The organism is Streptomyces sp. NPDC088197, from assembly GCF_044741185.1.
In the GTDB taxonomy this organism is placed as follows: Bacteria; Actinomycetota; Actinomycetes; order Streptomycetales; family Streptomycetaceae; genus Actinacidiphila.
Genome location: NZ_JBIUSD010000002.1, coordinates 127,202 through 138,737, shown reverse-complemented (window position 1 = coordinate 138,737; position 11,536 = coordinate 127,202). Strand labels below are relative to the sequence as shown.

The window sequence follows — 11,536 nt, the reverse complement described above, 5'->3', positions numbered from 1 at the left end:
ACCGGAAGTGAGTTCCATGACCCGCGTGATCGCCGGCGCCGCCGGGGGGCGGCGCCTCGCCGTACCGCCGGGCGACGGCACCAGGCCGACGTCCGACCGCGCCAAGGAGGGGCTGTTCTCCACCCTTCAGTCGCTGCGCGGCACGCTGGAGGGGGCCAGGGTGCTCGACCTCTACGCGGGCTCCGGCGCGGTCGGCCTCGAAGCGCTCTCGCGCGGCGCCGAACACGTCCTGCTGGCCGAGGCCGAGCCGCGGGCGGCGCGGGTGATCAGGGAGAACGTGGCGGCGCTGAAACTGCCCGGCGCCGAGGTGCGCTCGGGACGCGCGGAGAAGATCGTCGCGGGACCGGCGCCGCGGCCGTACGACGTGGTCTTCCTCGACCCGCCGTACGACGTCGAGGACGGCGAACTGCGGGAGATCCTGCTCACACTCCTGGCCAATGACTGGCTGACGGAGGAAGCGCTGGTCACCGTGGAGCGCAGGACCCGGGGCGGCGAATTCGGCTGGCCCCCGGGTTTCACGGGCCTGCGGTCCCGGCGGTACGGCGAAGCGACGCTTTGGTACGGTCGCGCCGCCCGGGTCACCGCCGGGTCATGAGCCCGCGGAGTCGACATGAACCCGCACCATGAGCCGTAGCACCCGCCGTACGGAGAGCGAGGAACCACTCTTGCGCCGCGCCGTCTGTCCGGGGTCCTTCGACCCCATCACCAACGGACACCTCGACATCATCGCCCGCGCCTCACGGCTGTACGACACCGTGTACGTCGCCGTGATGATCAACCAGTCCAAGCAGGGCCTGTTCACCATCGAGGAGCGCATCGCGCTGATCGAGGAGGTCACGGGCGACCTGGGCAACGTCAAGGTCGAGTCGTTCCACGGCCTGCTGGTGGACTTCTGCAAGCAGCGCGAGATCCCGGCCATCGTGAAGGGCCTGCGCGCGGTCAGCGACTTCGACTACGAGTTGCAGATGGCCCAGATGAACATCGGCCTCACCGGTGTCGAGACCCTCTTCGTCCCCACCAACCCCGCCTACAGCTTCCTGTCCTCGAGTCTGGTCAAGGAAGTCGCCCAATGGGGCGGCGACATCTCCCACTTGGTGCCGTCCGTCGTCCTCGACGCGCTCAAGCCCAAACTCCGACAGCGCTAGGCTCTCCCCCGTGGACGTCCAGAAGAAGCTCGATGAGATCGCGGCCACCGTGGCTAACGCCCGGTCGATGCCGATGTCGGCCTCCTGCGTGGTGAACCGTGCCGAGCTGCTCGCCATGCTCGACGAGGTCGCCGCCGCGCTTCCCGACTCCCTCTCCCAGGCGCAGGCACTGCTCGGCGACCGGGAGACGATGGTCGGGGAGGCCCGAGCCGAAGCCCAGCGGATCATCGAATCGGCCCACGCCGAACGCGGATCGCTGGTCTCCGACACCCAGGTGGCCCGCCAGTCGCAGGACGAGGCGGAGCGGATCGTCGCCGAGGCGCGCCGCGAGGCCGCCGAGATCCGCGCCGAGGCCGACGACTACGTCGACAGCAAGCTCGCCAACTTCGAAGTGGTCCTCACCAAGACCATCGGCTCGGTCGACCGCGGCCGGGAGAAGCTGCTCGGCCACGACCCCAACGGCTACGACCAGGGTTACGACCAGGCCGAGGAGGACGCGGACGCCCCCGAGCGCAGCGCCGACCCGGAGACCCTGCGCCGCCGCGCCGACGAGTACGTGGACGCCAAGCTGGGCGCCTTCGAGGCCGTCCTGAGCAAGACCCTGGAGGCCGTCGGCCGCGGGCGCCTGAAGCTCACCGGCCACAATCCGATCGACGACCTCGCCGCGCAGATGGCCGCGCAGGACGCCGCGGACGGCGACGGCGAGCACGGCGGGCAGCGGCAGAGCGACGCCGACTACATGGCGGGCCTGGCCGCGCCCACCGCCCCCGAACAGGCCGACCTGGCGCAGTACGGCTACGACCCGGCCCCGCAGCAGGCCGCCGCCGCGGCGGCTCCCGGCTACGGCTATTCGCAGCAGGACACCGCGTACCAGCAGGGCGGTTACCAGGGCGACGGCGGCTACCGGCCCGAGTACCAGCAGGCCGCCGCCGACTCCGGCGCCTACGTCGACTACGGCACCCAGGCCCAGGACCCGTACGGCCAGCAGCAGCCCGCGTACCAGCAGGACGCGGCCGGCTACGGCTACGACCAGCAGCAGTACGACCAGCAGATCCCGTACCAGCAGCAGGGCTATCCGCAGCAGCAGCCGCAGGGGCAGCAGCCCGCGGCGCTGGACGAGACCAGCTTCTTCGACACCGGACTGATCGACCTCAACCGGCTGAGAGAGCTGGAGCAGGGCCGCTGAGGACGCCCGCGGGAGCCTGCCGGCGGCCCCGGACAGGCTCCGTTTGGGTGCGGGCGGGGTGGTCCAGTATCCTGTCACTTCCAGCCGTGTGAATTCCCGGCGCTTTGGCCTGCCCGCCCGCAAGGGTCGCCCGCGAGGGCCGCGGGGCAGGCCGTACCGATGAAAGCAGGAAGCCCTGAACACCCGCCTCGACCACCGCAACCCACTTGTGTTCGACACACACGAGCTGGGTCGGCGTCCTGGTGCGATGAGGAAGGTCTCCCGCTCGGTGCCGGCCCCCAAGGACCTCGGCCTCGTCGATGTCATCGGGGTGCCGGAGGGCGCCACGGTCGAGCTGGAGCTCCGCCTGGAGTCGGTCATGGAGGGTGTGCTGGTCACCGGCACCGCCCATGCGCCGGTCACGGGGGAGTGCGTAAGGTGTCTGGAGCCCGTCGAGCGTGAGCTGGACGCGGAATTCCAGGAGATGTTCTCCTACCCCGACGCCGACACCAGGACCGCCCGCAAGGACGAAGCCGGTGACGACGCCGAGGACGAGGACGCGCTGGAACTCGAGGACGATCTCTTCGACCTCGAACCCGTACTGCGCGACGCGGTGGTGCTCGCACTGCCGTTGCAGCCGGTGTGCCGGGAGGACTGCGAAGGGCTGTGCTCCGAATGCGGAGTTCGCCTCGCGGACGACCCGGACCACCACCACGAGGTCACCGACATCCGGTGGGCGGCCTTGAAGGATCTCAACCAGAGTTTCGGTACCGACCATGGTGCCGACGAGAACCAGGAGAAGTAGCCGTGGCTGTTCCGAAGCGGAAGATGTCGCGCAGCAACACGCGCCACCGCCGTTCGCAGTGGAAGGCTGCGCCCGTGAGCCTGGTGGCGTGCGAGCGCTGCCACGAGCCGAAGCTCCAGCACATCGCGTGCCCGAGCTGCGGCACGTACAACCGCCGTCAGGTCATCGACGTCTGATCGGCAGGTGACAGGCTCCATGTCAGACGCCTCAGCGCCACAGTCGGCCACGGCGGACAAAGCCTCGTCCCCCACGCTTCTGGAAGGGCGGCTCGGGTACACCCTCGAGCCCGCCCTTCTGGTGCGTGCGCTGACCCACCGCTCGTACGCGTACGAGAACGGCGGGCTGCCCACCAACGAGCGGCTGGAGTTCCTCGGGGACTCCGTGCTCGGCCTGGTGGTCACCGACACCCTCTACCGCACCCACCCCGACCTGCCCGAGGGCCAACTGGCCAAGCTGCGGGCCGCGGTGGTCAACTCGCGTGCCCTGGCGGGCGTGAGCCGCGGGCTCGACCTCGGCGCGTTCATCCGCCTGGGCCGGGGCGAAGAGGGCACCGGCGGCCGGGACAAGGCATCCATCCTCGCGGACACCCTGGAAGCCGTCATCGGCGCGGTCTATCTCGACCAGGGGCTCGAAGCGGCCTCCGAGCTGGTGCACCGGCTCTTCGACCCGCTCATCGAGCAGTCCTCCAACCTCGGTGCGGGACTGGACTGGAAGACCAGCCTCCAGGAACTCACCGCAGCCGAAGGGCTCGGCGTTCCCGAGTACGTGGTCACCGAATCAGGACCCGACCACGAGAAGACCTTCACGGCTGCCGCCCGCGTCAGTGGCGTCGAGTACGGCACCGGCACCGGCCGCAGCAAGAAGGAAGCCGAGCAGCAGGCGGCGGAGTCCGCCTGGCGCTCCATCCGCGAAGCCGCCGCCTCAGCGGCGAGCTGAGCCCCGAAGGGGCGCGGGGAACCGCGCGATCGGCCGCGACGCGGCCGCAGGTCACCACCGGCCCCGGCGGGGCAGGCCGGTCGTCTCCCGACCACCGGCCGTGGGGGGCCTGTCGCGCGGTTCCCCGCGCCCGTGGCAGGGGCACACGCACCCGCGTGGACCATGAGGGGATGTCATGCCGGAGCTGCCGGAGGTGGAGGTCGTCCGGCGCGGACTCTCGCGCTGGGTCTCGGGCCGCACCGTCGAGACGGCCACCGTTTTCCATCCGCGGGCCGTACGGCGGCACGTGGCCGGGCCCGAGGACTTCGCGGCGCGGCTCAAGGGCGCGGCGATGGGCGAGGCGCACCGCAGGGGCAAGTATCTGTGGCTGCCGGTCACCGAGGACCTGTCGCTCATGGCCCACCTGGGGATGAGCGGTCAGCTCCTGGTGCAGCCGGAAACCGCGGCGGCCGAGACCCACCTGCGGATCCGTATCCGTTTCCAGGACACCCTCGGCACCGAACTGCGCTTCGTCGACCAGCGCACCTTCGGCGGGCTGTCCGTGCACGAGGCGGTGCCGGGCGCGGCGGACGGCCTCCCGGCGGTCCTGGCGCACATCGCGCGCGACCCGCTGGACGACGCCTTCGACGAGGACGCCTTCCACACGGCGCTGCGCCGCAAGCGCACCACGATCAAGCGGGCGTTGCTCGACCAGTCGCTGATCAGCGGGGTCGGCAACATCTACGCCGACGAGGCGCTGTGGCGCACGCGGTTGCACTACGAGCGGCCGACGGCGTCGATGACCAGGCCGCGTACGGCGGAGCTGGTCACGCACATCCGCGAGGTGATGGGCGACGCGCTCGCCGCGGGCGGCACCAGCTTCGACAGCCTGTACGTCAATGTGAACGGTGAATCGGGCTACTTCGACCGGTCGCTGGACGCGTACGGCCGTGAGGACGAGCCGTGCCGCCGCTGCGGCACACCGATCAGGCGCCGGCCGTGGATGAACAGGTCGAGCTACTTCTGCCCGCGCTGTCAGCCGGTGCCGCGCTCCGCGTCGTAGCGCTCGCGCGCGGCCAGTACCTCCGGCATCCGGCCCTCGACCAGCGCGATCAGTGACAGCAGGCGCGCGGCGGTGTCCCGGCCGAGCGGGGTGAGCCGGTATTCGACGTGCGGCGGATTCGTCGGCCGCGCGTCCCTGACGACCAGGCCGTCGCGCTCCAGCGCGTGCAGCGTCTGCGACAGCATCTTCTCGCTGACCCCGTCCACGCGGCGGCGCAGCGCGTTGAACCGCAGCGTGTCCTCGTAGAGCGCGCCCAGCGTCAGGCCGCCCCACCGTCCGGTGACGTGCTCCAGCGTCCCGCGCGACGGGCAGGAGCGCGCGAAGACGTCGAAGGCGAGCCTGCCGTCGTCCTTCACGGTGGCCCCGGCGCACTCCGCCGTCCGGTCGCTGTCTGTCATACGGCCAGCGTACCCCCGCACAGCGCTCACCTCAGGGGTGCGCGATCCGCCGGTTAGCGCCCTGGCCAGGGCGGCTCCGGCTCCAGCGGCTCCAGCGGCTCCCACGGCTCCACAGGCCGCGACGGCTCCAGCGGCCTCAGAAGCCGAAGTCCTGGGTCCACCAGGGGCCGCCGCTGCCGTAGTGAATGCCGACGCCGAGGGTCTTGTAGTCGCAGTTGAGGATGTTGGCGCGGTGGCCGGGGCTGTTCATCCAGGCGTCCATGACGGCCTGGGCGGTGGCCTGGCCGCGGGCGATGTTCTCGCCGCCGAGGTTGGTGATGCCCAGCGCCTTGGCGCGGTCCCACGGGGTCTTGCCGTCGGGGTCGGTGTGGTCGAAGAAGCCGCGGGCGGCCATGTCCTCGCTGAACGCCTGCGCGAGGCCGTCGAGGGAGGAACTGGCGGTGAGCGGCGAGCAGCCCGCGCTCGCCCGCTGGGTGTTGACCAGGGAGAGGATCGCCGCGCGGGCCGCCGTGACGGCGTCGGCGGAGGCCGGGGCGGCGGTCGTGGGCGGCTGGGTGCGGGCCGCGGTGGTGGTCGGCACCGGGGTGGTGGGCGCGGCCGTCGTACGGGTCGGCGTGGGGGCGGCGGCCGGGCTGGTGGCCGTACGGGACGGCGTCGCCGTGTTCGACCGCATCGTGCCCGGCTTCGACGGCGTACCGGAGGACGGGGTGCCGGGGGAGCCGGTGGTCTGCCCGGGGGTCGGCGCCGTGCTGTCGCCCAGCGGCGAGGGCATGTCGCTGCCGTCGCGGGACGGGTCCGCCGGGCCGTCGGCCTGCGTGTGGCCCGCGTCGCCCTGGCGGTAGTCGAGACCGGCGGTGAGGCCGCTGAGCATCCCGGAGGACGCGGCGACCGCGCCCACGGCCATCGCGGCCGACGTGGCGAGCAGTCCGGTACGGACCGGGTGGTGCTTACGGCGCCCGCGGTGCGAGCGGGGTCCCGTCTCCGGCGCTGCCGGTTGCGCATGACGGCTGTGACGGCCCATCCTTCGCGCTCCTCTGGTCGGCTCGGTTCTGGCGGCCCGATTCGGCGGATTAACCCGAACGGGTGACCCCGTTGTCGGGTGACTGTAGCGAATGACGCCGCCCGCCGATGTGCTGCTGATCCAACTGGCGGGATAGCGTGCGGACATGAACGAAGATGTCCGGCTCACCGCGTGGGTGCGCGGCCGCGTCCAGGGCGTCGGCTTCCGGTGGTGGACCCGGGCCACCGCCCTGGAACTGGGCGGCCTCGTCGGCTACGCGGGCAATCTGGGCGACGGCCGGGTCCAGGTCGTGGCCGAGGGCACGCGCGAACAGTGCGAGCGGTTGCTGGAGTGGCTGCGCCGCGGGGACACGCCCGGACGGGTCGACGGAGTGACCGAGATCTGGGGCCGGCCGCGGGGCGGATACGAAGGTTTCGAGATCCGCTGAGCAATTTGGTTGCCATACGACGATCGCCGTGTCAGGCTGCCCCCATCGAGCATGATCCCTATGCCACGCGGGCAGCCCGCGGCGCCGTCAGCGCCGTGTTTTCTGAGGCGGACCCGACGACTGGGCTGTGATCGTGTTGACCGTCCCGTTATTTGGTGAGACTCTGGAAGCCCCGCGCATCGTGGCTCCAGGATTGTTCAGCGGCGGTCACGGCACTCACCCTGCGCGGGCGAGCAACCCTCACCCACGACCCAAACCGCATTCGGTCGGTCACTCAGCGTGGAGGACCATCCATCATGGCAAAGGCGCTTCTCGGTTACGTCGGCGGTCCCGACCCGCGACTTCTCGCCGAGATGCGAAGGCTCCAGCAGCGCGTTCAGGATCTGGAATCCGAGCTTGTCCGGATGCAGGCCGAGAACGACGCTCTGACTGTCGCATCGCACGAAGAGTCGCTGCTCAGCAGCATCGACGTATCTCGCGCGGAGCCCGTGCTCGCCTGAACCGGTCCCCGGCCCGGACAGGTGTCCCCGGACACCGCCTGAGAATCTGCAGAATCCGCGAGGGACGCTTCGGCGTCCCTTTCGTCATTCCGCGCGCTGTCCCCTCGCCCTGCTCCCCACCCGCTCCCCGCCTGGACGTCGCTTCTTAACGCATGATGTGCCCTGCGCCTTCCTCGGTGAAACCGAGGACGGCTAGTAGAGTCGACCGGCGTGCATCTCAAGAGCCTCACGCTGCGCGGTTTCAAGTCGTTCGCCTCGGCGACGACCCTGCGCTTCGAACCCGGAATCACCTGCGTCGTCGGCCCCAACGGGTCCGGCAAGTCCAATGTGGTGGACGCGCTGTCCTGGGTCATGGGCGAGCAGGGGGCCAAGTCGCTGCGCGGCGGCAAGATGGAGGACGTCATCTTCGCCGGCACCACGGGCCGCCCCCCGCTGGGCCGCGCCGAGGTGTCCCTGACCATCGACAACAGCGACGGCGTCCTGCCGATCGAGTACGCCGAGGTCACCATCACGCGGATCATGTTCCGCAACGGCGGCAGCGAGTACCAGCTCAACGGCGACACCTGCCGCCTGCTGGACATCCAGGAACTTCTCTCCGACTCCGGTATCGGCCGCGAGATGCACGTCATCGTCGGCCAGGGCCAGCTCGACTCCGTACTGCACGCCGACCCGATGGGCCGCCGCGCCTTCATCGAGGAGGCCGCGGGTGTGCTCAAGCACCGCAAGCGCAAGGAGAAGGCGCTGCGGAAACTGGACGCGATGCAGGCCAATCTCGCCCGTGTGACGGACCTCACCGGTGAGCTGCGCCGCCAGCTCAAACCGCTCGGCCGCCAGGCCCAGGTCGCCCGCCGCGCCGCCGTCATCCAGGCCGACCTGCGCGACGCCCGGCTGCGGCTGCTCGCCGACGACCTGGTCACGCTGCGGGAGGCGCTGAGCGCCGAGGTCGCCGACGAGGCCGCGCTCAAGGAGCGCCGCGACGCCGTCGAGACGGAACTGGCCGCCGCCGTCCAGCGCGAGGCCCGCCTGGAGGAGCAGGTACGCGCCCTGTCGCCGCGGCTGACCGACGCGCAGGCCACCTGGTACGCGCTGTCCCAGCTCGCCGAACGCGTACGCGGCACGATCGGCCTCGCCGAGCAGCGGCACCGGCACGCCACGTCCCAGCCCGCCGAGGAGCGGCGCGGCCGGGACCCGGAGGACATGGAACGCGAGGCCGCCCGCATCCGCGAGCAGGAGGCCGAGCTGTCCGAGGCGCTGGACGCGGCCCAGCGCGCCCTGGACGACACCGTCGACCACCGCGCCGAGCTGGAGCGCCGGCTCGCCGAGGAGGAGGCCCGGCTCAGGACCGCCGCCCGCGCCATCGCCGACCGCCGTGAGGGCCTGGCCCGGCTGCACGCCCAGGTCAACGCCGCCCGCTCCAAGGCCGCCTCCGCCGAGGCCGAGATCGGCCGCCTCGCCGCCGCCCGCGACGAGGCCCGCGACCGGGCGGAGTCCGCGCAGGGCGAGTACGAGGAACTGCGCGCGCAGGTCGACGGCCTGGACGCCGACGACTCGGAGCTGGAGGAGCGGTTCCAGGCCGCGCGCCGCGAACAGGCCGCGGCGGAGGAGGCGTTCAGCGCCGCGCGCGAGGCCGCCACTGCGGCGGAGCGCCGCCGGGCCGCCGTCGCCGCCCGCCGGGACGCGCTCGCGCCGTCGCTCCGCCGCAAGGACGGCACCGGCGCGCTGCTCAGCGCGGGCGAGGGGCGCGACGCCCTGCCCGGCATCCTGGGCTCGGCCGCCGCGCTGCTCCGCGTCACCCCCGGCTACGAGATCCCGCTCGCCGCCGCGCTCGGCGCCGCCGCCGACGCCGTCGCGGTCACCGGCCCCTCCGCCGCCGCGGACGCGCTGCGCCTGCTCCGCAAAGAGGACGCGGGCCGCGCGGCCCTCCTCCTCGCGGCCCCGGCCGCCGAGCCCGTCGTCGCCCGCGACCACCGCCCGCCGACGGAGGCCGCCCGCGACGCGGCCGACGGGGACGGTCAGGGCCTCGCGAGCGGGGGCGTTTCCGGGGGCGGCGCGGGGTCCGGCGGGTCGGGCCCGGCAGACGCGGGCGTTTCCGGCGACCCGGGGCCGGACGCGGCCGAAGCGGGCGGGCGGCGTGCCGCGCTGCCGGGGCAGGCGGGCGGCGGCTCCGCCGGGTCCGGTGACGGGGGTCGCCTTCCGGCGGCGACGGCGGGCGCCGGTGTGCCGGGTCCGAGGCCGGAGGCCGCAGGGCTGCCCGGGCAGGCGCGGTGGGCCGTGGAACTGGTCGCCGCGGACGGGGAGCTGCTGCCCGCGGTGCGGCGGCTGCTGGACGGGATCGTCGTCGTGGAGTCGCTGGAGGAGGCCGAGGCGCTGGTCGGACGGCGTCCCGAGCTGACCGCGGTGACCGCGGAGGGCGATGTGCTGTCCGCGCATCTCGCGCAGGGCGGCTCGGCGAAGGCGCCCAGCCTGCTGGAAGTGCAGGCGCAGGTGGACGAGGCGACGGCCGAGCTGGAACAGCTCGACGCGCGCTGTGCGGCGCTGGCGGCCGAGCAGCAGGACGCCAAGGAGCGCCGGGCGGTGGCGACGCGCGAGGTCGAGGCGCTGACGCAGCTGCGCCGCGCGGCGGAGAAGGAGAAGTCGTCGGTCGCGCAGCAGCTGGGCCGGTTCGGCGGCCAGGCCAGGGCGGCGGCGGGGGAGGCGGACCGGGCCGCCGCGGCCGTGGGCCGCTCCGAGGAGGCGCTGGCGGCGGCCCGCGAGGAGTTCGAGGAGCTGTCGTACCGGCTGAGCGAGGCCGAGGAGGAGCCCGGCGAGGAGGAGCCGGACACCTCCGTACGGGACCGGCTGTCCGCCGACGGCGCGAACGCCCGGCAGACCGAGATGGAGGCGCGGCTCCAGGTCCGTACGCACGAGGAGCGGGTCAAGGGCCTGGCGGGCCGGGCCGACGGCCTGGACCGGGCGGCGCGCGCCGAGCGCGAGACCCGGGCCCGCGCCCAGCAGCGCAGGGCCCGGCTCGCCTACGAGGCGTCCGTCGCGGCGGCCGTGGTGGAGGGCGCCCGGGCGCTGCTGGACTGCGTCCAGATCTCGCTGGGCCGCGCCGAGGAGGAGCGGGCCGCCGCCGAGCAGGCGAGGGCGGAGCGCGAGGCGGAGCTGGGCCAGGAGCGGCGGCGCGGCCGGGACCTGAAGAGCGAGCTGGACCGGCTGACCGGCGACGTCCACAAGGGCGAGGTGCTGGGCGCGGAGAAGCGCATGCGGATCGAGCAGCTGGAGGCCAAGGCGCTGGAGGAGCACGGCATGGAGTCCGCGGGGCTCGTCGCGGAGTACGGCCCCGACCAGCTCGTGCCGCCGTCGCCGCCCGCCGAGGGCGAGATCCTGCCCGAGGACCCGGAGGACCCGCGCAACCAGCCGCGCCCGTACCACCGCCCCGAGCAGGAGAAGCGGCTGAAGGCGGCGGAGAAGGCGTACGCGCAGCTCGGCAAGGTCAACCCGCTGGCGCTTGAGGAGTTCGCGGCGCTGGAGGAGCGGCACAAATTCCTCACCGAGCAGCTGGAGGACCTGCGCAGGACGCGGGCCGACCTGCTCCAGGTGATCAAGGACGTGGACGAGCGGGTGGAGCAGGTCTTCACCGCCGCCTTCCATGACACCGCCCGCGAGTTCGAGGGCGTCTTCTCGCGGCTTTTCCCAGGTGGGGAGGGTCGGCTGCTGCTCACCGACCCGGACAACATGCTGACCACAGGTGTGGAGGTTGAGGCGCGTCCGCCCGGGAAGAAGGTCAAGCGGTTGTCGCTCCTGTCGGGCGGTGAGCGCTCGCTGACCGCGGTGGCGATGCTGGTGTCGATCTTCAAGGCACGGCCGAGTCCGTTCTATGTGATGGACGAGGTCGAGGCCGCGCTGGACGACACCAATCTCCAGCGGCTCATCCGGATCATGGAGGAGCTTCAGGAGAGCTCGCAGCTCATCGTGATCACGCACCAGAAGCGGACGATGGAGGTCGCCGATGCCCTGTACGGCGTATCGATGCAGGGCGACGGTGTCTCCAAGGTGATCAGCCAACGGCTGCGGAACGGCAAGCAGCCGGCCGCGTAGGGCTCCGGGTCAGGCCC

General features: G+C 72.5%; 12 protein-coding genes. 10 read left to right on the top strand and 2 right to left on the bottom strand.

Annotation, left to right across the window (positions count from 1 at the left end; all coding sequences use genetic code 11):
* Positions 1–16: 16 nt before the first annotated feature.
* The 7 genes from rsmD to mutM all read left to right on the top strand — a co-directional run bounded on the left by rsmD (position 17) and on the right by mutM (position 5,093).
* A complete protein-coding gene (gene rsmD / locus ACIOC1_RS05435; protein ID WP_355349461.1) occupies positions 17–595 on the top strand; it encodes a 16S rRNA (guanine(966)-N(2))-methyltransferase RsmD in 579 nt (192 codons plus the stop codon).
* Positions 596–665: 70 nt separating this feature from the next.
* The gene (gene coaD / locus ACIOC1_RS05430; protein ID WP_355349488.1) at positions 666–1,145 is read left to right on the top strand and encodes a pantetheine-phosphate adenylyltransferase; all 480 of its coding nucleotides are present in this window, start codon (positions 666–668) and stop codon (positions 1,143–1,145) included.
* Positions 1,146–1,155: 10 nt separating this feature from the next.
* Complete coding sequence (locus ACIOC1_RS05425) at positions 1,156–2,331, top strand: cell division initiation protein (protein ID WP_391050359.1); 1,176 nt, start codon at positions 1,156–1,158, stop codon at positions 2,329–2,331.
* Positions 2,332–2,506: 175 nt separating this feature from the next.
* The gene (locus tag ACIOC1_RS05420; protein ID WP_355349491.1) at positions 2,507–3,115 is read left to right on the top strand and encodes a YceD family protein; all 609 of its coding nucleotides are present in this window, start codon (positions 2,507–2,509) and stop codon (positions 3,113–3,115) included.
* Positions 3,116–3,117: 2 nt separating this feature from the next.
* Positions 3,118–3,291: a 50S ribosomal protein L32 gene (gene rpmF, locus ACIOC1_RS05415; protein ID WP_188281855.1), complete on the top strand. Its 174-nt coding sequence runs from the start codon at positions 3,118–3,120 to the stop codon at positions 3,289–3,291.
* 19 nt (positions 3,292–3,310) lie between these two features.
* On the top strand, positions 3,311–4,051 hold the full coding sequence (gene rnc, locus ACIOC1_RS05410) for a ribonuclease III (RefSeq protein WP_188281856.1): 741 nt from the start codon (positions 3,311–3,313) through the stop codon (positions 4,049–4,051).
* A gap of 175 nt (positions 4,052–4,226) precedes the next feature.
* Positions 4,227–5,093, top strand: a complete 867-nt coding sequence (gene mutM / locus ACIOC1_RS05405) for a bifunctional DNA-formamidopyrimidine glycosylase/DNA-(apurinic or apyrimidinic site) lyase (RefSeq protein WP_401852139.1) — start codon at positions 4,227–4,229, stop codon at positions 5,091–5,093.
* Here mutM and ACIOC1_RS05400 read toward each other — a convergent pair.
* Together ACIOC1_RS05400 and ACIOC1_RS05395 are read right to left on the bottom strand one after the other, a co-directional pair.
* Positions 5,066–5,491 carry a winged helix-turn-helix transcriptional regulator gene (locus ACIOC1_RS05400; protein WP_391050358.1) on the bottom strand — a complete coding sequence of 142 codons (426 nt, stop codon included), beginning with the start codon at positions 5,489–5,491 and terminating at the stop codon, positions 5,066–5,068. The genes mutM and ACIOC1_RS05400 overlap by 28 nt on opposite strands.
* A gap of 136 nt (positions 5,492–5,627) precedes the next feature.
* A complete protein-coding gene (locus ACIOC1_RS05395; RefSeq protein WP_391050357.1) occupies positions 5,628–6,512 on the bottom strand; it encodes a CAP domain-containing protein in 885 nt (294 codons plus the stop codon).
* A 145-nt stretch (positions 6,513–6,657) separates the two neighbouring features.
* Here ACIOC1_RS05395 and ACIOC1_RS05390 point away from each other — a divergent pair, with 145 nt between their 5' ends.
* The 3 genes from ACIOC1_RS05390 (at position 6,658) to ACIOC1_RS05380 (ending at position 11,519) form a co-directional block, all read left to right on the top strand.
* On the top strand, positions 6,658–6,939 hold the full coding sequence (locus ACIOC1_RS05390) for an acylphosphatase (RefSeq protein WP_355349478.1): 282 nt from the start codon (positions 6,658–6,660) through the stop codon (positions 6,937–6,939).
* A gap of 296 nt (positions 6,940–7,235) precedes the next feature.
* Positions 7,236–7,439, top strand: coding sequence for a hypothetical protein (locus tag ACIOC1_RS05385; protein ID WP_188281861.1), 204 nt, complete (start codon positions 7,236–7,238; stop codon positions 7,437–7,439).
* 210 nt (positions 7,440–7,649) lie between these two features.
* Complete coding sequence (locus ACIOC1_RS05380) at positions 7,650–11,519, top strand: AAA family ATPase (RefSeq protein WP_401852136.1); 3,870 nt, start codon at positions 7,650–7,652, stop codon at positions 11,517–11,519.
* Positions 11,520–11,536: the final 17 nt, after the last annotated feature.